The following is a 21,586-nucleotide window of genomic DNA, read 5'->3' on the forward strand; positions in this document are numbered from 1 at the left end:
TGGCACCTTTGCGGCTGCTTTACGACGTCCCTTCGGCCCCCGCGACCAAATCGCGCCGCGCCCGGGCGACGCGGGACCTGATGGTGCCGACGCGCACTCCGGCGATGCGGGCGGCTTCCTCGTAGGTGTAGCCCATCACCTGCGTGAGCACGAGGGCTTCGCGGCGTTCCGGCGGTAGCTCGTCGAGAAGCGAGCGTGCGTCGATGACATCGCCCCAGGTGTTGGGGTTGTCGGGGCTGGGGTTGGCGGCGGCGACGTCTTCGTATTCGGCCGCGGATTTGCGGGGCCGGGCCATGTCGTGGCGCACGGAGTCCACCCAGGCGCGGCGCGCAAGCGACAGCAGCCAGGTGCGCGCGCTGGAGCGGGCTTGGAAGCGCGGAAGCGACCCGAGGACGCGCAGGTAGGTTTCTTGCGTGAGGTCGTCGGCGTGTTGGGGGCCGGCGAGGTGGGCGAGCAGGCGCCACACGTCGTTTTGGGTGAGCCGGATGAATTCGGTGAGCGCGTGTTTGTCGCCGCGGCCGGCGCGCAGCGCCAGGTCCGTGACGTACGCGTCGTCGCTGTTGCTCACGGGCTCACATCGTTAGTTCGTTTTGTCGGAGACGGTCACGCCGTACAGGGAGCGGCCCATGACGAACGATGCCACGGAGCCGACGATCCACACTGCGGCGATGGCCAGCACGGCGCGGATGAAGTCGTTGAGGTCGAAGCCGGTGGTGGTCCAGGAGTGGATGAGCTTGGCCACGATGAGGATGGGAAACGCGATCACGATCAGTGGCCCGAGCACGTTCACGCGCGTCAGCGCGTCGGGGGCGCGCAGCTGCAGGATGGTGGTGGCGACCACGCAGATGGTGGCCAGGACAACCAGCACGGCGACGATGATTTCGGCGATGGTCATGTTTAGCGGCGTCCTCTCGAGATGATGCGGGCCATGGAGATCGTCGGGATCACGCCGCACACCAGGCCGGCGAGCAGCGGGATTTCGTACGCGATGGCGGACGAGTTGAACAGGGTCCACACCAGGAAGATGGCGATCATGGAATAGAAGATCACGTCGGCCATCACGGCGCGGGAGAGTTCGTCTTTGGTCAGGATCACCGCGCCGAGCGCGATGAGCAGGCTGACGGCCATGACGATCAGGCAGATCTGCATGATGGTGGTGAACATGGCTTAATCCATCCTTTCGGCCGGCGGCAGGTTGTCGGTGTCGGTGTTCGGGCCGTGGTCGACGTAGGGCTCCCAGGCGACGGTTTTCGGGTCGATGGGGCGCTTGCTTAGCGACGGCCGAAGGTGCTCCTCCATATCCACCAACCCCGCGATGACATCTTCCGGGTCGGAGCCGAACGCGGCCTGCACCAGCAGGATGATCGGCCCGTTGTCGGCGACGGGATGGCGCAGCCCCATGGACAGGGTGCCCGGCGTGGCGGTGATTGAGGTGGAGAACCAGAACACGTCCCAGTCCGTGTTCACCCGCAGCGGGTAGTAGATGACGATGGGGTCGAACTTCGTCGCGGGGTTGAATGCCTTGGCGACGGCGTCGAAGCCGGCCACGAAGATCTCTTTGGCAAGCCAGATGGCGTATTTCACGCCGTGGAAGAAGCCTCGCATTAGTTCTCGCCTCCATTGGTTGCGGCGCCGAAGGTCTCGCCGGGTGCGGGGACGCCGATCGGGTCGTCGCCGAGCACGGCGGTGGTGTAGGCGTCAACGTCGAGCAGGTCGTCGACAGCGGTGGTGGTGATATCCCACATGTGGCCGGCGAAGATGAACATGCACAGCGACATGACCATCAGCACCGCCGACGGCAGCATGAAGCTGGCGCGGACGTTGAGCGCCTCGGGGTAGTTCTGCATCGGCCGGCCCCAGAACACGCGCTGCCACATGCGCATCATGGACAGCAGCGCGCCAAAGGAAGCGACGATGATGGCGGTGATGGCCACCCAGGAGCGCCAGTCCCCGGCAGAGGCGGCCGCCAACACGACGGTGACCTTGCCGAAGATGCCCGAGAACGGCGGGAAGCCCACGATGGAGAACGCGCCGGCGACGAACACGGCGGACGTCCACGGGTCGCGCCGGGCGATGCCGGACAGCTTGGCCATGGTGCCGGTGCCGTAGGTCTCCTCGATTGCGCCGGAGTTCAGCACGAGCGCCGCGATGGTGATCATGTGGTGCAGGGTGTACAGCAGGCCGGCGGCAAGGGCGTAGCGTGCGTCGTCGTTAGTGAATGCGAGCATGATCAGGATGAACGGCATGCCGTTGACCATCTGGTAGGCCAGCACGCGGCGCATGGTGGCTTCGGCCAGGCCGGCGAAGCCACCGATGATCATGGAGATGACCATGACCACGATGAGCAGCGTGTTCCAGCGCGGGTCCATGTCGAACATGATCACCCAGATGCGGAAGAGCATGTACACGGCCACCTTGGTGTGCAGGCCGGAGAACAGGCCCATCACGGCCGCGGAGGTGGATGGGTAGGTGCGCGGCAGCCAGGTGTAGACGGGGAACACGCCGGCCTTCGCGGCGATGGCGATGACGACGATGCCGGTGGCCACTGTCGCCGGGCCGCCGCCTGCGGCGATGCCCTGCAGCGAGGCCAGGTTCACCGCGCCGGTGACGGCGTAGAGGTAGCCGACGCCGAGCACGAGCATTGTCGACGCCGCCAGGTTGACCAGCACGAACATGCGCGCGGATAGCAGGCGGTGGCGGGTGCCGGTCATGGCGATGAGGCCGTAGGACGGCAGCAGGCACACCTCGATCATGACGAAGAAGTTGAACAGGTCGGCGGTGAGCAGCGCGCCGGAGACGCCGGTGATGAGCACCAGCGACAGCGGCACGTAGAACCGGGACTGTGTTTCGCCGACGACGATGGCGAACCAGTTGGACATCAGCGCCACGATCATGGTGGTCACGATCATCACGGCGGAGAAAGTGTCGGCGGCAAAGGAGATGCCGACGCCGCCCTGGTACAGGCCGATGACGTGGCTGATGGTGCCGTGGTCGCGCGTGTAGCCGTAGAGCCACACGCCCAGACCTAAGTTGATGGCGGGGATGAGGATCGCTAAGGCGTCGTTGAGCCACTTCCAGGGGCTAAGCGCTGTGACCGCGGAGACGATCAGCGGCAGCGCCACAAATACGGGCAGGATTGCGTCTACGGCCATTAGTCGGTCACCCTCAGGCTTTCGTTGTCAACGTGGCGGATCTCGCGTGCGCGGATCTCTTCGAGCTTCTTCGGGTTGAGTCGCGCGTTGCGGCCGGCGGTGGACAGCGCGGAGGGGCTCAGCCGCATCTTGGAGTAGCCGGCGTCGGTGCCGGTGGGCTGCTCTGCGGTGTCGTCGTTACGCCCCAGCGCAGACAGCATGAGCAGGATCGTGGTGGTGGCCATCGCGATCACGATGGCGGTGAGCACGAACGCCTGGGGCAGGGGGTCGCCCATGTCCTCAAACGGCACGCGCGAGGGGAAGGCCTCCCCGCGCCACGCGCCGACGCCCGCGGCGAGCAGGGTGAGGTTGGTGGCGTGGCCGAACAGGGACATGCCGAAGATCACCCGCACGAGGCCGCGCTGGAGAACCAGGTACACGGATCCCGCGACCAGGACCGCGATGGTAAGTGCCATGACCATGGGTTAGTGCTCCTTCGTGATAACCGGTTGCGGGTCGTGCGCCGGGTTGATCGGCTCCGGGTGCGCGTCCACGGGGTTTTCGGGTGCCAGCGGGGCCGGGATGCTCGGCAGCGGGTTGTCTTCCTCGTCGCGCGAGTAGTCCAGGTCCGACAGGTCCATGCCGGGGCGCAGGTAGCCGCCGAGCGCGTTGATCGCGGCGGTGACCATGCCGAGCACGGCGAGGTAGATGCCGAAGTCGAAGATCAGCGAGGTGGTCATGTGCTCGCCGGCGATCTCGCCGTGGATGGCGTACATGAACCCGCCCTCGATGAAGCCGAGGAAGCCGGAGGAAATGGCGATGATGATGCCCCAGCCGGTCAGGCGGATCGGGGTGAAGTTCTTCACCACGTCCGCGTCCGCGCCGCGGGACAGGTAGTTGATGGCGAACGCCGTGGCCATGACCAGCGCGGCGACGAAGCCGCCGCCGGGGGCGGTGTGGCCGCGGAAGAAGATCAGCACGGACAGCACCACCAGTACCGGTGCGACCAGGGCCGCGGCCTTGCGCAGCGGAATGGAGTTGAGCTGGGACTGACCGAAGGGGCGTGGGCGGGTGCCGGCCTCGAACAGGTGGCGCGGCATGGAGCTGACCACCGCGGCGATGACCACGGCCGCCATGCCGAGCACGGACAGCTCGCCCAAGGTATCGAAGCCACGGAATTCCACGATGATCACGGCGACGATGTTGTCGGCGCCGGTGACGTCCCCGCCTTCGGTGAGGTACCACTCGGCCAGTTCGGAGCGGCCGCGGCGGCCGGTCAGGCCGTAGACGCCGAAGAAGGTGACCACGCCCGCGATCACGGCGAAGATGGAGGCAAGTGCCTTGCGACGGGCCTTCGTCTCCGGGAACATCCGCGGCTGGTAGCGAAGCACCACCAGGATGACCACCACGGTCAGGGACTCCACCAGGAACTGCGTCATGGCCACGTCCGGGGCACCCAGCAGGAACATCTGCAGGGTCATGCCCACGCCCACGGTGCCCAGCAGCACGGCGGACGCCAGGCGGGAGCGGGTGAAGACCATGCCCAGCACCGACATCGCGATGATGACGAACGGGATGAGGTCCCACCACACGTCCAGGCCCTCGGCGCGCGGGGCCGGGGTGACGCCGTCGATGCCGTCGGTGGCCAGGATGACGGTCAGGCCCATAGCCACCACGGACGCCAGCAGCGGGAACAGGTGGCGCGACGGGTTGAAGCCGTCGGCCAGCGAGCCGAGCTGCTTGCCCAGGTCGGACAGGCCGCGGGTGATCCAGGCCAGCACCTCCGTGCCGTCGGCGGGCAGCAGGTTCTTGTTGCTCAGCGCCTCGAAGACGCGCTTGCGGAAGAACACCACGAACACCACGCCGGCGACCAGCACCGCCAGGGAGACCAGGAACGGCGGGGTGACGCCGTGCCACAGCGCCAGGTGGGTGGCGAAGCTGTCGTCGCCCGTCACGGCCCGCACACCAGCGGAGACGGGGTTGTCCACCCAGAACAGCACAAACGGCAGGACCGCGGAGGTCAGGCCGGGCAGCGCGGCGGGCAGCCACAGGGCGGTGGGGGCTTCGTGGACGTCGGGGAGGTCCTTTGGTCCGTCGATAAATGCGCCGAAGACGATCTTCGCCGAGTAGACGAAGGTGAGGAACGCGGCGATGCCGGCCACCGTGAGCAGGAGTGCGCCGTAGGAGGATTCGTGGAAGGCGTCCAGGATGGATTCCTTGGACACGAAGCCGAACAGCGGCGGGATCGCGGCCATGGAGGCGGCGGCGACGACGGTGGAGGCGAACGTGAACGGCATCTGGCTGTAGATGGGGCCCAGGCGGCGGATGTCGCGCGAGCCCGCCTCGTGGTCGACCACGCCGATGAGCATGAACAGCGAGGACTTAAACAGCGCGTGTGCCAGCGTGTGCGTCAGCGCCGCGGCCAGGGCAACCGGGGTGCCGATGCCGATCGCGGCGACGATCCAGCCCAGGTGGGACACCGTGGAGTACGCGGTGAGGTGCTTCAGGTCCGTCTTGGTAATCGCGAACAGCGCGGACATCAGGGCGGTGAACAGGCCGACGGTGACCAGCAGGTAGTTCCACGCCGCGACGTCCGAGAAGATGGTGGAAAAGCGCACCAGCAGGTAGATGCCGGCCTTGACCACGGCCGCGGCGTGCAGGAACGCGGAGACCGGGGTGGCCGCCGCCATGGCTTCTGGCAGCCAGAAGTGGAAGGGGAACTGCGCGGCCTTGGTGAAGGCGGATACGGCGATGAGCAGCGCGACCACCACGGTGACGCGGTTGTCGCCCCACACGTCGGCGGCGAGGATGTCCTGCAGGCGTGTGGTGCCGGTCTGCACGGACGCCACGGCCAGGCCTGCCAGTAGCGTCAGGCCGCCGAAGAAGGTGAGGATCAGGGTGCGGTAGGACCCGGCCTCGCCGGAGGAGCCGGAGCGCGCGATGAGCAAAAACGACGCGATGGAGACGAGCTCCCAGGCGATGAACAGCAGCACGGCGTCGTCGGCAAGCACAAGCAAGAGCACCGACAGGGTGAAGGCCGTCATGATGGTGTAGAAGCTCGTGTTGCCGTCGCGCTCGGGCAGGTAGGCGGCCGAATAGACGAAGACCACGCCGCCGATGACCAGCGCTAACAGCGCGAAGAAGATACCTAGCCCGTCCGCGCGCAACGCGAAGTCCACGGAGGTGCCCGTGCCCATCACGTCGCGCGCCCACTCCACGGACCATTCGAGTTCCGTGCCGCGGGAAACGTCGGTGAACTTGGAGCCCAGCACAGCCGCGGCGGCGAACAGTATCGCCGCGAGCGGGTACCCGGCCTTCTTGTCCATGACTCGCACGAGGATCGGTGAGAGCACCACCGTCGCTGCGACGAGCCCGATGACAAGGGGAAGTGTCATGGTGAACCCATTTCATTCCATGGTTTTGGCAAGAACCCTTACGACAGTATCAAGGCAGCCGACACGGTTCTAACGGTGCACATTCCCGATCGCGCGCTGGCGGTGCGCCTCCCGCAGCAAGGCGGGCGCGGGTGCTAAGAACAGTCCCATGAAATCGGGCAACGCGTGGCGGTTGGTGTGTGCGCTTCTGGCGCTGGTTGTCGGGGCGTTTCTGCCCATGAGTCCGGCCGACACGTGGGCGAACGCGGGGCGTGATCAGGAGGTCTCCGGCGCCCCGCAGGTGGGCCCGGACGATCTTGGGGACGCGCGCCGCGCCGCCGGCGAGGCCGGCCAGCAGGCGAAGGTGCTCAAGGAGGGTGCGGGCCAGCTCGCCGAAGGCTTAGGCGAGGCGCAGGGGCAGACGCAGCAGCTTATCGACGCCCTCGCGGCCGCCCAGTCCGGATCCCAGCAACTCGCCGACGGCATGGTCGAGCTCCAGGCTGGCACCGGCCAGCTTGGTGCGGGTGCGACGCAGTTGGCGGATTCCATCGGCGAGGTAGTCGGCCAGGTCTCCGGGTTTGAGGCGGTGCGCGGGCAGGTGGTCGGCGCGATTGACCGTTCCATGGAGGAGCTCAAAGGCGCGAAGGACCCGGAGGCGGTCAAGGCTCGCGAGTCGCTGAAGGACCTGCGCGTCCAGGCGGAGACCGCCCAGTTGCCGCCGGACGTGGTGGCGAAGATGAACCAGCTTCGCGACGGCTCCCGCGACCTGGCCAACCAACTCGCCGTGCCGGGCTACGGCTACCACGACGGTATGTATACAGCCACCAACGGCTCCGCCGAACTGGCCGCGGGCCTGCGGGACCTGCAGGCGCAGACCGGGCAGGCCACCGGCGGCATCGACGAACTGGTCGCAGGCGTGGAAAAGATCAACCAGATGGCTGGCATGAACGCCGACAAGGTCTCCGCTGTGCGCGCGGCCCTGCCGGTGCCGGCGGCCGCGCCGGGTGCCGCCGAGTCCGGGCCGGCCGGCTCCACGCTCGCACCGGTGGCGGCGATGCTGCTGGCAGCCATGGCGGTGCTGGGCGGCACCGCGCTTGCCGCTGCCGCGTGGTTCGCCACCCGCGGTCGCTGGTGGGTCCTGGGGGCCGGTTCCGTGTTTATTGCGACGGCCGGCACCGTCCTGGCGGGCGTGATCGGTTCCGGCTTTAGCGTGCGGGAATATGTAATTTCGTTTATGGGTCTGCTTATGGGCACCTTGGCAAGCGCCGGCCTCGCTTCCGTGTTAAATCGATCACTCGGCGCTGGAGTGGGCTTGGGCCTTGCCGGGGTGCTCGCGCTCGTGCAGACTGGTCTTGTCGGCTGGGTATGGCGTACAGCCACCACCGCACAAGTGGATAGGGTCTGGACATTAATGTCGCAGGTGGCGCCAATGCATTGGGCTGCCACGGCAGTGTCCGCGGGCGGCAATGGTGGCGACTACCGCGCCATTGTCTCGGCGGTTTTGCTCTCCATGGTGCTGGCAGGGGCCGGGTTGGTGGGGTTGCGAAGCCGTCGTTAAGCAAAAGTTTAGCTAGACACATGTTCAGCATTTCTTTAAGATGTGTTGTTATCTGTCCCCTCCATTCGGCGGGGCGTAACATTTCATAGTGGCGGCGCGGCTGCAAGGGCATCCGCTCCGCGGATCGGAGAAGGAGTCCTAGTGGCTGAATCAACTCGGCGTCTACGCAACACAACTTCGCGCAGCATCGCAGCCTCGTCCGTAATCGCGCTCGCGCTTGGCGGCCTGAGTGTCGTCGCCCCTGGCCCGCTTGCGCCGGAGGCTGCGGCCGCCACACTCTCCGGCGGCATCCGTGACAAGTCCGGCGCGGTGGAGAAGGACGCCCAGAAGGCCTCCGACCTGCCCGCCGGTTCGTGTGTTGTTCAGGCAGACAACTCTCAGCAGGGCAGCCAGGCTGGTTTCAGCTGGTATACCTCTGAACCGTCTGCGAGCAGCCCCGACAAGAAAGCCTGGGGCTTGAGCGTCTCCTTTGATAACTCGAAGGACCGCACGTTCGCCGATTGGGGTTTTACCAATAATGGCAGGATGGGCACGTACCTCGATGCAGCTCAAATTTCCGCTATGAATGCCGGTCAGACCCTTGTTGACAAGGTGGTTACGCACAAGGCCGACGAAATCCTCGGTATTACTGCTTCTGGGCCACAACGACCCCTGAATCTCAATGCGAAGCTGACCGATGCGAAAGTCAAGCAGTTCGCTGAGGCCACTACCGCTAACCCAGTACGTTATGCCTGGCAGGGAAACTATACGAAGGAAAATCCTGATGGGCCAAGGGCCACCCACGGGGCCAACCAAAGCTTCCGCGCCGTAGTGAACCCGTGGCCGAGTGAGAACATCGAGTGTAACCCGATCACGGTGTCGTGGGAGAACCGGGAGAAGTTGGTCATTAGGCCGGGCGAGGAGCTCAAGGTCGGCAAGATCAATGTTCCGGCTGTGCAGAACGGCGGCACCGATGACTCCATGTCCCGCATGGTCGTGGAGGCCTACGACGCCCAGGGTAACTTCATCGGTACAAGCGATACCGATGCTTCCGGCGCTGATACGCCGAGCGTACGTATTGATGAGACTACCGGCGAGATCTTCTACACCATGCCGAAGTACAAGGGCACGAAACTGAGCGATCAGCAGGGCATGCGCTTTAGTGTGCTGGCCAAGCCTCGTTCTGTGGAACAGCTCCAAGTAGCCGTTGAGAACAACAACGGTGGCGAAGGTCAGGCCTTCGACAGCTCCAACTCGCTGCCGCGCTATAACAAGCCGAACGTAATCGCCAACCACCAGTGGAGCTTCGACGACACCCAGTTCCACGACCCGAAGTATGACCCCGATCAGCAGGCAATTATTTCCGGCGTGGAAGACAATAAGCCCACCAAGGAACGCCAGGTGGTCACGTTCAAGGAAGCCGGGGACAAGATTGCGGACCTGGTGAAGAAGCGTGAGGACGGCGGCGTTGATGCCGAGGTCAAGCTGGACAAGAAGAACGTCTATTCGGGTTGGGATGTCAAGATGGATCCCAATACCTATGAAGTCACCGTCACCGCGCCAAAGGACCCGCGGCCAGGGACCTTCGCGCAGCCGCGCGTCATTGTGACCTACTCCAACGGTTCCCGTGACATCATTCCGCTACTTGTTGTTGTGGACCCCAATAACACCCAGGTCACTACGCTGGTTAGCCCTGGGACCACCACGGGTGTTCCGGGCCAACCCATCGACGCGCAGCTGACTTGGGATCCTGTCTTTGAAGACCGCGACCCCGTCCAGCCGACGAAGTATGAAGTCGATCCGAGCACTGTGCCGGAGGGCTGGACTGTCAAGGTGGGTGACGACGGCACGGTCACCGCGACCGCACCGTTAGACGCTCCGAACTTCTCCACGATCTCCCCAGAGATTAAGGGCATCTACCCGGATGGCACCAGCGACACTGTCAAGCTGACCTTCCAGGTGATCAACAATGTGAAGGTGCCGGACTACACCGCGGTCTCCGGTAAAAATAATGAGGAAGTGTCGCTCCAGCCGGTCATGCCCCCGGTGGGGCAGGGGGGCAAGGACACGGACGAAGAGCCGAACCGCTACACGTTCGAGGACGGCTCCACCGAGTACACGACTGGGGATTGGACGCTCCAGATCGACCCGGACACCGGTGTACTGTCCACCACCATCCCGCCTAATGTTTTCCCTGGCGCACAGCTGACCGTGCCGGTGAAGGTGCATTATGCCACCGGCGCAAACCCGCAGATCACTACCGGCACCATCAGCGTGATCGGTGACAAGTCGGGTGAGGATACCGCGCACTACCAGCCGAAGCTGACCAAGGCAGGGGAGTCGGTGAGCACCGAGTTCCAGAGCCTCCTGACCGATCCGAAGTTGGCTACGTTCAAGCTGCCGCCGAAGAATCAGTGGCCGAAGGACTGGGAGTTCACTATTGACGAAAGCGGTACCATCACCGCGACCCCAGGCCCAAGCGTTCCGAATGGTCAGTCCGTCTCCATCCCGGTACATGTCACCTATCCGGATGGCTCTACGGCTGAGGTGCCGGCAGACTTCACGGTGGTTGGGACCCACGCGCGTGCCAACCAGCCGTCGTACCCAACGGTGATGGGAAAGACCGGAACAACGGTGACAAGCCAGGTTGACCGCAAGAACCTCAGCGACGCCTCGGAGCCGCGCTTCTCCCTGGTCACTGACCCGAATGACCCAGACTACATTGCGCCGCCGCGTAACCTCACCTGGGACCAGGTGAAGATTGACCCGGTTACGGGCGAGATCAAGACGCCAATTGCTGCTCGCGTGTTGCCGGGCTCGTCCGCGGACATTCCCGTGCGTGTGACGTACAAGGATGGTTCGACGGACTTCACGATCGCCACTGTGGTGGCTCAGGGCGAGCACCGTCAGATTTATGAGCCGAAGTACGAGCAGAAGACCACCAAGCCGGGCGAGGGTGTTGCCTCCTCCATCACGGAGGACACGAAGGTCCCTGATCGCGACCTGGCTACGGACGTGTCGAAGCGCTACAGCGTGCCTGACACTGTTGATGGTTGGGCAGTCAAGGTTGATGAAACCGGCGTTGTCACCGCAACGCCGCCGAAGACGGCCAAGGCGGGCGACGGCATTCAGGTGCCTGTGACCGTGACCTACCTCGACGGTTCCCAGGACATTATCTTGGCGCCGTTCAAAGTGAGGGAGTCGCAGAAGGACGTCTATGAGCCGTCCTACTCCGTGCAGGATGCGGGCCCAGGCGAAGAGCTGAAGCGAAACATCAACCTGAACAACATTCCGGATGGTTCGACCTTCTCCTTCGGTATGCAGGGCGATGAGCCGGTCACTGAGACTACTGTCGACGGCTGGACGTACAAGATCGATCCCGCCACCGGCGAAGTTTCAGTGACCCCGCCTGCAAACGCCAAGCCTGGCGACAAGCACAGGTACAACGTCTCCGTCACCTACCCTGATGGTTCGATTGATGAGGTCCCCGTGGCCACCGTGGTGAAGATGACCAACAATTGGGAGGCCAATCCGACCTTCCCGACTGAGACGGTCAGCCCAGGCGGCACGGTTACCTCGCCATTGAGCGTGGACAAGCCGCAAGACGTCAACTATGCGGCTGTAGACCCGTTTGTCATTGACCCGGCGGGGCTCCCAGCGGGTAGCGAACCCACTGGTGAGAACAACGCTCACGGCAACCCGACCTACAAGATTGCAACCGCAAACGGTGACTGGATTGTCGGCTTGGACAAGCAGGGCAACGTCATCTCCACCGCGTCGTCAACTGCCAAGGCAGGCGACAAGATCAACGTCCCGGTCATCGTGACGTATGAGGACGGCTCCAAGGACACCACCACAGCAACGGTGAACGTGGAGGATGCGCCCACGCGCGAGGTGCCGTTCAAGGTCGAGTACAAGTACGACAACTCCATCCCTGCCGGCACCTACAAGGTTGAGACCACGGGTGTGCCTGGCGCGGAGAAGATGAACCAGGACGGTACCTGGGAGCGCACCGAGGAGCCGACGAACGAGGTCGTTGTCATCGGCACCAAGCCGGCTGAGAGCGCCAAGGACGTGACCTGGAAGTTCCCGATTCCGTACCCGACTGAGGTGCGCGAGAACCCGGAGCTCAAGCCTGGCGAAATGAAGACCGTCCAGGAAGGCGAGAACGGCGAGAAGACCTACACCGCCAAGTTCACCTCCAAGGGCTCTGAGGCGCAGGTTGCTGAAGAAGAGACCACCAAGGAGCCTGTTACTCGCATCATCGAGGTCGGACCGGGCATCCCTGACCAGGAACTGACCAGCAAGAAGACCCAAGAGGTCCCGTTCGAGATCGAGTACGTCTACGACGACACCCTCGAGTACGGCGAGCAAGTTGTCGACGAAGAGGGCGTGCCGGGTGAGCAGACCATCACCTCCACCCAGAAGATCGTCGACGGAAAGCCGGACGGCGAGCCGGCAATCAACGTTGAGGAGACCAAGGCCCCGAAGAAGGCCAAGATCCGCGTCGGCACCAAGACCACCGGTGAGAACACCGAGCTTTACAAGGCTGAGGCTCCCTACAACGTCGTGGTCAAGTACGACCCGAACATGCCTGCCGGCGAGTCCAAGGTGACCACCAAGGGTCAGCCGGGCGAGAAGACGGTGACGATCAAGCGCGACATCGTCAACTCCAAGCCGGGCGATCCGCAGATCACCGAGGAGATCACGAAGCAGCCTGTCGACGAGGTCATCACCGTCGGCACCAAGCCGTCCGAGGCGTCCGAGAAGGTCACCTGGACCGCCCAAGTTCCGTTCGAGGTTGAGACTCGTCCGAACCCGGCGCTGAAGCCGGGCGAGATCAAGGTTGCCCAGCAGGGTGTACCGGGCGAGAAGACCTATACCGCTGACTTCGCCGCCAAGGGCGACCAGGCAACGGTGACCCCGGAGGAGAAGCAGACCAAGGCTCCGGTCAACGAGATCATCGAGTACGGCCCGGCCGCCGAGGACACCTCTGTAGTGACCAAGGTGGAAAAGCCGGTGCCGTTCGACACCGAGATCGTCTTCGACGACACTCTCGCGGAGGGCGAGCAGGTCGTCGATCAGCAGGGCGAGCTCGGCACCGAGGTTGTGACCTCCACCCAGAAGATCGTCGACGGCAAGCCCTCCGGCGAGCCGACCGTGACCACTGAGCAGACCAAGGCACCGAAGAACGCGATCATCCGAGTGGGCACGAAGCAGCCGGATCCGGAAGAGCCGGCGCCGGCGCCGTCGCCAAGCACTGAGCCCCTGACCGTCGAGCTGCCGTACCCGACCCGCATTGTCTACGACCCGAACCTGCCCGCAGGCGAAGAGGTCGTCGATCAGGAGGGCACCCCGGGCTCCAAGACGCTCCGCCCGAAGCTGGAGATGGTCGACGGCAAGCAGGTGTGGACGGTCGAAGAGGTTGAAACGCAGAAGCCGGTCCAGCGCGTTGTGCGCGTGGGCATCAAGCAGGCGGAGACCAACCCGTTCACCTGGAAGACCGAGGTGCCGTACAACACCATTGTCCGCCCGAACCCTGAGCTGAAGCCGGGCGAGACCCGAGTGGTGCAAGTCGGCGAGAACGGCTCCACGAAGTACTCCGCCAACCCGGAAACCGGCGAGGTGACCAAGTTCGAGGACAAGAAGCCGGTCGAGCGCATCGTCGAGTACGGCCCGACCGAGGACACGCTGGTGACCAAGGTGACCCGTCCGGTGTCGTTCGAGACCGAGGTTGTCTACGACCCGGATCTGCCGGAAGGCGCGCAGCGGATTGAGCAGGGCGAGTTCGGCGAAGAGGTCGAGACCACGACCCAGCAGATCAAGGACGGCAAGCCGTTCGGCGATCCGGCCAAGAACACCGAGCGCACCCGCGAGCCGAAGAACGCCGTGATCCGCATTGGCACCAAGAAGACGTCGAAGGACGCGTCCGTGACCGAGCTGGACGTGCCGCCGACCACGCAGCTGATCTTCGACCCGTCGCTGAAGCCGGGCGAGCAGGTTGTGGTCCGCGAGGGCACGCCGGGCACCGTCCGCGTGACCACCGTCGACGGTGAGACCAGCGTGGAGAACATCAAGGACGCCATCCCGCGCCTTGTCCGCGTCGGTGCGAAGCAGCCGGACGAGCTGAGCTGGCTCGAGCCACTGCCGTTCAAGGTGATCACCCGCGAGAACCCGGACCTGCCGGCCGGCGAACACAAGGTGATCCAGGAGGGCAAGCCAGGCCTGGTGCAGCACGTCGGCGACACCGCCACCACGGTCACCGAGGCGCAGGACTACATCCTGGAAATCGGCACCGGCAAAGAGCTTCAGGAAAAGCGCGAGGTTGTCACCGAGCCGATCCCGTTCGAGACCATCTTCATCGAGGACGACACCCTGGCCGCCGGTGTGGTCAAGGTGGACTCGCACGGTGAAACCGGCCTGAAGCGCACCACCAAGGTGTGGGAGATGAAGGACGGCAAGGAGCTCGGCGACCCGACGGTGACCGACGAGACGCTTTCCGAGCCGAAGAACCTGATCATCCGGGTGGGCACCGGCAAGCCGGTCGAGGATCCGGACAATCCGGAGGACCCGAAGCCCGAGCAGCCGAAGCCGGAGGACCCGAAGGCACCGGAGGACGAGAAGGGTTCGTCCGCGGAGCGCTGCGTCGCCAACACATTCGCCGCGAACAGCCCGCTGTTGTGGCTGCTGCCGATCGGCCTGCTGGGCGCAGTCGGCTACGGCGTCAACGAGGCGTTCGGCCCGCAGATCAACCAGGTAACCGGACAGCTCAACGCACGCTGGGAGCAGTTCGTCCGCGAGAACACCCCAGACTTCGGCCACGGCGGCCGTGAGAAGCCGGAGTGGGTCCGTCAGGCGGAGGCGCAGGCCAATGCGCTGAACCAGCAGTTCAACCAGCGCTTCGCCGGCTACGGCGAGCAGCTTCGCCCGGTGGGCATCGCCCTCGGCGCCCTGGCTGCGGTCGCGCTGACTGGCACACTGATCGCGCAGGCCTGTACCGAGGAGGGCTTCGACAACGGCATGACCGTGCTCGGCTCCACCGAGGACGGCGGGCAGGCTGGATCTTCCTCCCGCGAGGGTGGTTCTTCTGCGAAGTAGTCCGCGCTAAGCAGGGCGGTTCCCGGAATGTTCCGGGAACCGCCTTTTTCTGTGTCTTCTTGAGGTCTGGTTACCGGACCGTAGCCAGACCTCAGCGAAACTGGAGCAGTAAAACCCCAGGTCGCGGTCGTGCTTGAGGTCTGGTTCCGGCTTGAGGTCTGGTCGCGTCGCCCAAACCAGACCTCAGCAACCACACCCGGCCGCGCAGCAGTTATCCACAGGCAACGTCACACCATTAGCCAGTTATCCCCAGATTTTCAGCTGGGTATAGCTTTCCGCCTCCCGGTGCACAAAGCTTAAGCGCATGGGAGGGCACAAGAACCAACAGAAACGCACCCAAGAACTCGAGTTCATCCGCCGTACGGCCGAAGGGTTGCGCAAAGGCATCGTCACTGGCCCCGCGGCCGCGCGTCTGCGGGGGATCAGCACGCTGAATTGGGTGGAGCAGGTCGACGTGGTCTATCTCAGCAACTGCCGCGCGAGGGCGAAGCCAAAAACCGACGATGAGATCGTGCACCGCAACGGCAAAATTACCGCGGACGACGTCACTGTCCACGACGGCGTCCGCGTGACGTCGCTGATCCACACCTTGTTCGACTCGTACCGCTACCACGGCAGGCGCGAAGCGCTCGTGCAGATCGAGTCCGCGCGCTGGAAGTGGCCGAGCCTCACCGTAGAAGAGCTGCTCGAACGCACGAAGACGCTGCCTCGGGCGAAGGGGCTGGCGGGGGTTAGGGAGCTGATTCGGGGTTCGGCGGAGTCGTCGCAAAGCCCGCTTGAAACGCTCCTGCGAGACGGGGTGTTGCAGGCGATCGCAAGTGGGCAGCTCACCGGGGTGGAAACGCTCGAGTTTCAGGCTGGCTTCCGCATCAGGGACCGCGACGGGAACATGACGGTGGCGTGGGCAGATGTGCTGATCAACGGGTTTTTGTTTCTCGAGGGCGACGGGGAGGAGAAGACCAGCGGCGCGATGGGCGACGCGGTGGAGGCAATCAACAGGGAGCGGCACCGGGAGAAGCAGCTGCAGAACGAGGGCGCGGTGTTCGAGCGCGTGGGGTGGAGGGAGCTGAACGCGCCGGAGATGATCAGGCAGCTGCAGCGGCACATCGACTACAACCCCGGCGTGAGGAGACTGCCCAACCGGGTGGGTATGACGCACCGGCAGTGGCAGGAGCAGAAAGCTTGGCGACGAGCAAGCTGACCCCGACCAGCGCAAACATAAACGTCACCTGAAATTCACCTGAACGTAGCCTTCTGTATGCCGCCTGGGAGTAGCTTGCGCTGTGGTTACACAAACCGTCCCTCTTACCTCAAGGAATCTTTATGCGTTTCTCCTCAAAGACAGCAGCGGCTGTCGTCAGCATCTCCGCGCTGGCGATGGCGAATCTGCCCACCGGCATCGCTCAGACCGCTGAGCAGTCATTCAACGGCAAAGACACCTGCATCTCCATCGATTCGAACGGCAACATCGTCGCCCCGCAGCCGGGCGATTGCACCCAGTTTGGCAAGGGCGGCCAGGGCAACTCCGACGCCGAGGCCCGCAACGTCATCTTCATCCTGGGCGACGGCATGGGCCACCAGGAAATCACCGCGGCCCGCAACTACCTCAAGGGCGCGAACGGCCGCTTCGAGGGCCTGGACGAGCTGACCGCGTCGGGCGCGTACACCACGTTCGCCATCGGCAAGGACGGCAAGCGCCAGTACGTGACGGACTCCGCCGCGTCCGCGACCGGCTGGTCCGCTGGCGTGAAGACCTACAACGGCGCCCTGTCCGTGGACATCACCGGCAAGCCGCACGAGAACCTGCTCGAGATGGCCAAGAACGCCGGCATGCGCACCGGCAACGTCTCCACCGCGGAGATCCAGGACGCCACCCCGGGCGCGATGCACTCCCACATCTCCCAGCGCGGCTACTACGCGCCGTCGGGCGACGCGAAGCCGGTCAAGGGCGACGAGGCCCGCGAAAACGGCGGCCTGGGTTCCATCTCCGAGCAGATCATCGACACCCGCGCCGACGTCACCCTTGGCGGCGGCCGCAAGTACTTCGACGCTCTGGTCCAGCAGGGTGGCGAGAACCGCAACCCGTTCCTGACCGATAAGAACGACGGCGGCGCCGACTGGGAGGCCGGCAAGTCAGTCCGCGAGAACGCGATTGCCAAGGGCTACCAGGTCGTGGACGACAAGCAGGGCCTCGACGCCATCACTGTCGCAAACCAGGACAAGCCGGTGCTGGGTCTGTTCCACGACAAGAACATGACCCGCAAGTTCGAGCGCACCGTGCCGGTGAAGTCCGACGGCACCACCGAGCCGGAGGTGTGCAAGGAGGCGGACCGCGGCAACGAGCCTTCCGCGGCCGAGATGACGAAGAAAGCCATCGAGCTTCTCGACGATCCTTCGGCCGACAAGGGCTTCTTCCTGCAGGTGGAATCCGCGTCCATTGACAAAGCCGACCACGACGCGGACGCGTGCGGCCTGATCGGTGAGACCGATCAGATCGACGAAGTGATCAAGGAAGCGCTCGACTTTGCCAAGGCAGACGGCAACACCATGATCGTGGTCACCGCCGACCACGCGCACACCGCCGAGATCATCCCGGACGGCCGACCGTCCGTCTCCGCCGTGACCCGCCTGAAGACCCCGAAGGACGGCGCAACCATGTCCGTCGGCTTCGGCACCATCCCGTGGATGGATAAGGACGGCAACCTGACCTTCGACGCCAAGCAGAACGGCGACCCGTTTGACACCCCGAACGCGTCCATGATGCACACCGGCTCCCAGGTGCGCATCGCCGGCTTCGGCCCGGGTTCCGAGAACGTCAACGGCCAGCTCGACCAGACCGACGCCTTCTACGTCATGGCGAATGCGCTCGGCCTCAACGGCGGCACCGAGGGCGGCCAGAAGCCGTGGAAGATTAACAAGGACAACAAGGTCGTCTCCCTGGCAAACCGCTCCAAGGCGAAGCCGGACGACCAGCTGTGCTACCTCGTCGCCGCAGGCGAGGCGCCGAAGGTAGGCGACTGCGCCCAGTTTGGCACCGACGGCCAGGGCGTCGACAACGCGAAGGCGAAGAACGTCGTCCTTTTGATCGGAGACGGCACCGGCGACTCCGAGATCACCGCCGCGCGTAACTACCTGAAGGGCTCCGCCGGCCGCTTCGAGGGCCTGGACAACCTGGACTACACCGGCTACCTCACCACGTTCTCCCTGGACAAGGAGACCGGCCTGCCCAACTACGTGGCGGACTCCGCAGCGACCGGCACCGCCTGGAACTCCGGCGTGAAGGCCTACAACGGCGCCATCGGCGTGGACAACAACGGCAAGCCCGTGGCCACCCTCGGCGAGCTGGCCAAGGCCAAGGGCATGAAGATCGGCAACGTCTCCACCGCCGAGATCCAGGACGCCACCCCGGCAGCTTTCGCAGCCCACGCGCTCGACCGCTCCTACTACGCACCGTCCGGCGACAAGAAGGTCGCTAAGGGCGACCAGCTGCGCGAGAACGGCGGCCTGGGCTCCATCTCCGAGCAGATCGTGGACCTGCGCGCCGACGTCACCCTCGGCGGCGGCCGCAGCTACTTCAACACCGAGGTCAAGCAGGGCGGCCAGTGGGGCGAGAACGGCAACACCTGGACCGCGGGCAAGACCGTGCTGGAAAACGCGAAGGACAACGGCTACCAGGTTGTCACCAGCGCCTCTGAGCTGGACGCCATCGCCGAGGCGAATGCCGACAAGCCGGTGCTGGGCCTGTTCTCCGAGGGCAACATGCCGCGCGTGCTCAACCAGACCATCCCGACCACCGATGGCGGCGAGGTCGAGGCTGCGACCTGCGAGGCAAACCCGGAGTTCACCGCGGAGACCCCGCGTTTGGCTGCGATGACCACCAAGGCGCTTGAGCTGCTCAAGAACGACAATGGTTTCCTGCTCCAGGTCGAGTCCGCGTCCCCGGACAAGGCAGACCACCAGGCGGATGCTTGCGGCCTGATCGGTGAGGTCGGCCAGCTCGACGAGGCCGTCCAGGCCGTGCAGAAGTGGGTCGAGGAAACCGGCGAGGAGACCCTGATCGTAGCCACCGCCGACCACGCTCACACCGCGCAGATCACCTACGACAACGCCAACACCGCCGGCCGCGTCACCCAGCTGACCACGGTCGAAGGCTCCACCATGGCCGTGAACTTCGCCACCTCGAAGACCAACGAGGACGAGGATGCGCTCGGCGGCCAGCAGCACACCGGCGCGCAGCTGCGCGTGGCCGCGTCCGGCCCGGGTGCTGCGAACGTCACCGGCCAGATCGACCAGACCGACCTGTTCTTCCTGGTCAACAACGCCCTCGGCATCGAGAGCATCAACCACGGCCTCACCTTCGAAAACAAGATGAAGCCGGTCGAGGCGACGACCGATGAGCAGCCTTCCCAGAGCTCCGCCGGTTCCTCGCTCTCCAATGTCGGCCTGATCGCCGTTCTGGCGATCTCCGGCATCGTGGGCCTGCTCTCGCTGCTGGCGCTGCTCTTCCCGTTCCCGGTCGATGAGGTTCTCGGCCCGATCGCGAAGCGCTAAATTTTTCTAGCCCGTCACGTCCCGCCCCGGCACAGCACCGAGGGCGGGACGTTTCGCATGTCCGGGCCGTCGTTCCTTGCCCGGTGCCGTTCGCTGAGGTCTGGTTACGGGGGCGTAAGCAGACCTCAGCGTGAAACCAGACCTGAGCGGGGCTGGCGACCTGGGGTTTTGCGGTGCACGCCTGCTTGATGTCTGGTTGCGTGTCTGGGCGGGGGCTACATGCGCGGCATGTTCATGCCGGGCACGTTGATGCCCAGCATCGGCAGCGCTGCCGCGATGCCTGCCAGCGCCAGCAGGGCAGCGATCACGCCGCCGACGATGGCCGCGACGTTCGGGGCGTCCTTGCCGTCCATCTCGGACGAGCCCTTGTCGCGCGGTTTCATGCTGTCCTTACCCGGTGTGTCCTTGCCCATATCCGGCTTGTCCATGCCCGGCTTGGTCTTATCCAGGGCGATGGGTGCGGTGGGGTAGTCCATGTCTTTCGCGTCGCCCTTGGCGCAGGAGGCGGCGGCTGAGGCGTTAGCTACGTCGATAAGCTGCTGGTTCATGGCGAGCATGCCGCTGGGGGTGGCGGACCATGCCTCGTAGAGCTTGGTGCCCTCGGTGAACGGGGCCTCGGCCATCGGCGCGGTCGACGGGCCGACCTGCCACGCGTCGGTGTCCACATCCTCGAGGGTGGTGGCGGTGGTCGGCTCGGTTTCGTCGAGGGTCCGCAGTGCCTTGGTGTACGGTTTGACCAGGTCAGCCGGCAGGATCTTGGAGTAATCCGGTGCCTCGCCCTTGAGGTCGGACTCGTTGGCGGACATGACGCCCGGGTAGACCGTCTCCACAGCAGCAACGAAATCGCGGGCGCGCTCGTGCTCGCCGATCTTCTTGGACTCGTCGAAGGTGCCCATGATGAACTCCTTCTCCGCGTCCGTGAGGGTGACAGTGCAGTTGCCGTCCGCGTCCTTCTCGCCGACGGTGGCGGCGTGGGCCGGGGCGGCGACGGTGCCGAGAGCGATCGCGCAGGCGGCGGCGCTGGTGATGATGCGTTTCATGAGGGCCTCCTTAAGGTGTAGGTGCGTACTCGAAGCGGTACCTGCACCAGTGTGATGGGGGCCGTGTTGCGAGAGTGTTAACGGGGAGGGCGGGACGAAAAAGAGTGGTCCCCGCATCCCACTTAAGGAATGGAAGACCACTCACGTTTGTCATGCGCAACGATTCATGCGCGATCCGGTACTGCGAACTCAATCCCAGCCGGTCCGAGAGGTGGTGGGTAACTAGCCCAATTCCCTCGGTCAGTTAATTATAGGGTGGCGCGAGCCAAAGTCAATGAGTTACTTCTCCCGCATGGTCACAATGTTGACTTTGCCCTGCTGAATATCGTCAAAACTATCTAATTCCAGCGCACGGCGAAGGCGAGCTGCGACTCGAGCCTTCGGAGTGTTGCGTCGAGCTGGATCCATTCTTCCGTGTCGGCGCTCATACGCTATTGAGCTAGCAACAATATCGGCTAGCTGCAGGAAATCGCTTGCTTCAGAATTGAAGTCGTAGGCCTCCAGCACGCATCGGCTTCCTAAGGCACGGTTAACATCGTTTTTCACGGTTTGTGCTACTGATTCCCCGCGGGGAGTCTGAACGAGATCGACGAAGACGTTTACAAGTTCTCCGCGATTGATATTTCCGCGAATCAACCTTGATGCCATGGTTGCTTGCTGTTCCCATGTGTCCTTGTCGGGATGGAAAGAACCTGTGGAGTCATAAACGGAGCCGCCAACGCGTACATCGGCTGCGGCTAGAAGTTCGACAAGATCAAAGTAGAAGTTGACCTTGTTGTTTTTGATATCGGCGAAGTGGATTTCTTGGTGGAATTTGTGGGCTTGGTGTTTAGACCACGTGTTTAGTAACGGTGT

General features: G+C 64.3%; 13 protein-coding genes. 4 read left to right on the forward strand and 9 right to left on the reverse strand.

Annotation, left to right across the window (positions count from 1 at the left end):
- Positions 1-19: 19 nt before the first annotated feature.
- From HMPREF2791_RS11390 to HMPREF2791_RS11420, 7 genes are read right to left on the reverse strand one after another with little or no spacing between them, the layout of a single operon-like run.
- Positions 20-568 (reverse strand): RNA polymerase sigma factor, encoded by a 549-nt coding sequence (locus HMPREF2791_RS11390; RefSeq protein WP_070473429.1) that lies wholly within the window; start codon positions 566-568, stop codon positions 20-22.
- 12 nt (positions 569-580) lie between these two features.
- Complete coding sequence (locus tag HMPREF2791_RS11395) at positions 581-895, reverse strand: Na+/H+ antiporter subunit G (protein WP_070845408.1); 315 nt, start codon at positions 893-895, stop codon at positions 581-583.
- A 2-nt stretch (positions 896-897) separates the two neighbouring features.
- A complete protein-coding gene (locus HMPREF2791_RS11400) occupies positions 898-1,164 on the reverse strand; it encodes a cation:proton antiporter (RefSeq protein ID WP_070473433.1) in 267 nt (88 codons plus the stop codon).
- Positions 1,165-1,167: 3 nt separating this feature from the next.
- Positions 1,168-1,605, reverse strand: coding sequence for a monovalent cation/H+ antiporter subunit E (locus tag HMPREF2791_RS11405; protein WP_070473435.1), 438 nt, complete (start codon positions 1,603-1,605; stop codon positions 1,168-1,170).
- Positions 1,605-3,152 (reverse strand): monovalent cation/H+ antiporter subunit D family protein, encoded by a 1,548-nt coding sequence (locus tag HMPREF2791_RS11410; protein WP_070845410.1) that lies wholly within the window; start codon positions 3,150-3,152, stop codon positions 1,605-1,607. The genes HMPREF2791_RS11405 and HMPREF2791_RS11410 overlap by 1 nt, the downstream gene beginning before the upstream one ends.
- Positions 3,152-3,613, reverse strand: a complete 462-nt coding sequence (locus HMPREF2791_RS11415) for a cation:proton antiporter subunit C (protein WP_070845412.1) — start codon at positions 3,611-3,613, stop codon at positions 3,152-3,154. The genes HMPREF2791_RS11410 and HMPREF2791_RS11415 overlap by 1 nt, the downstream gene beginning before the upstream one ends.
- Before the next feature lie 3 nt (positions 3,614-3,616).
- Positions 3,617-6,526: a DUF4040 family protein gene (locus tag HMPREF2791_RS11420; protein WP_070845414.1), complete on the reverse strand. Its 2,910-nt coding sequence runs from the start codon at positions 6,524-6,526 to the stop codon at positions 3,617-3,619.
- 148 nt (positions 6,527-6,674) lie between these two features.
- Between HMPREF2791_RS11420 and HMPREF2791_RS11425 the strand changes: the two genes are divergently transcribed.
- The 4 genes from HMPREF2791_RS11425 (at position 6,675) to HMPREF2791_RS11440 (ending at position 19,691) form a co-directional block, all read left to right on the forward strand.
- Complete coding sequence (locus HMPREF2791_RS11425; protein ID WP_070845416.1) at positions 6,675-8,063, forward strand: hypothetical protein; 1,389 nt, start codon at positions 6,675-6,677, stop codon at positions 8,061-8,063.
- A gap of 141 nt (positions 8,064-8,204) precedes the next feature.
- Positions 8,205-15,140 (forward strand): G5 domain-containing protein, encoded by a 6,936-nt coding sequence (locus HMPREF2791_RS11430; protein WP_083328005.1) that lies wholly within the window; start codon positions 8,205-8,207, stop codon positions 15,138-15,140.
- Positions 15,141-15,444: 304 nt separating this feature from the next.
- Positions 15,445-16,341, forward strand: a complete 897-nt coding sequence (locus HMPREF2791_RS11435) for a hypothetical protein (protein WP_070845420.1) — start codon at positions 15,445-15,447, stop codon at positions 16,339-16,341.
- 122 nt (positions 16,342-16,463) lie between these two features.
- Entirely contained in the window at positions 16,464-19,691 is a 3,228-nt protein-coding gene (locus HMPREF2791_RS11440) for an alkaline phosphatase (RefSeq protein ID WP_070845422.1), read from the forward strand.
- Positions 19,692-19,906: 215 nt separating this feature from the next.
- On the opposite strand, the gene HMPREF2791_RS11445 is transcribed toward HMPREF2791_RS11440, so the two are convergent.
- On the reverse strand, positions 19,907-20,731 hold the full coding sequence (locus HMPREF2791_RS11445) for a hypothetical protein (RefSeq protein WP_070474810.1): 825 nt from the start codon (positions 20,729-20,731) through the stop codon (positions 19,907-19,909).
- 279 nt (positions 20,732-21,010) lie between these two features.
- Positions 21,011-21,586, reverse strand: a 576-nt coding sequence (locus HMPREF2791_RS11955; protein WP_141764995.1) for a DUF3800 domain-containing protein, incomplete at its 5' end; no start/stop codon positions are given.

It is taken from the genome of Corynebacterium sp. HMSC034A01, from assembly GCF_001838175.1.
Taxonomy (GTDB): domain Bacteria; phylum Actinomycetota; class Actinomycetes; order Mycobacteriales; family Mycobacteriaceae; genus Corynebacterium.

What these genes read in the sequence shown, in the direction of transcription:
- HMPREF2791_RS11440 (WP_070845422.1), top strand. Translation starts at nt 16,464, where the DNA reads ATGCGTTTCTCCTCAAAGACAGCAGCGGCTGTCGTCAGCATCTCCGCG.
- HMPREF2791_RS11400 (WP_070473433.1), bottom strand. Translation starts at nt 1,164, where the DNA reads ATGTTCACCACCATCATGCAGATCTGCCTGATCGTCATGGCCGTCAGC.
- HMPREF2791_RS11425 (WP_070845416.1), top strand. Translation starts at nt 6,675, where the DNA reads ATGAAATCGGGCAACGCGTGGCGGTTGGTGTGTGCGCTTCTGGCGCTG.
- HMPREF2791_RS11445 (WP_070474810.1), bottom strand. Translation starts at nt 20,731, where the DNA reads ATGAAACGCATCATCACCAGCGCCGCCGCCTGCGCGATCGCTCTCGGC.
- HMPREF2791_RS11395 (WP_070845408.1), bottom strand. Translation starts at nt 895, where the DNA reads ATGACCATCGCCGAAATCATCGTCGCCGTGCTGGTTGTCCTGGCCACC.
- HMPREF2791_RS11415 (WP_070845412.1), bottom strand. Translation starts at nt 3,613, where the DNA reads ATGGTCATGGCACTTACCATCGCGGTCCTGGTCGCGGGATCCGTGTAC.
- HMPREF2791_RS11405 (WP_070473435.1), bottom strand. Translation starts at nt 1,605, where the DNA reads ATGCGAGGCTTCTTCCACGGCGTGAAATACGCCATCTGGCTTGCCAAA.
- HMPREF2791_RS11410 (WP_070845410.1), bottom strand. Translation starts at nt 3,152, where the DNA reads ATGGCCGTAGACGCAATCCTGCCCGTATTTGTGGCGCTGCCGCTGATC.
- HMPREF2791_RS11435 (WP_070845420.1), top strand. Translation starts at nt 15,445, where the DNA reads ATGGGAGGGCACAAGAACCAACAGAAACGCACCCAAGAACTCGAGTTC.
- HMPREF2791_RS11420 (WP_070845414.1), bottom strand. Translation starts at nt 6,526, where the DNA reads ATGACACTTCCCCTTGTCATCGGGCTCGTCGCAGCGACGGTGGTGCTC.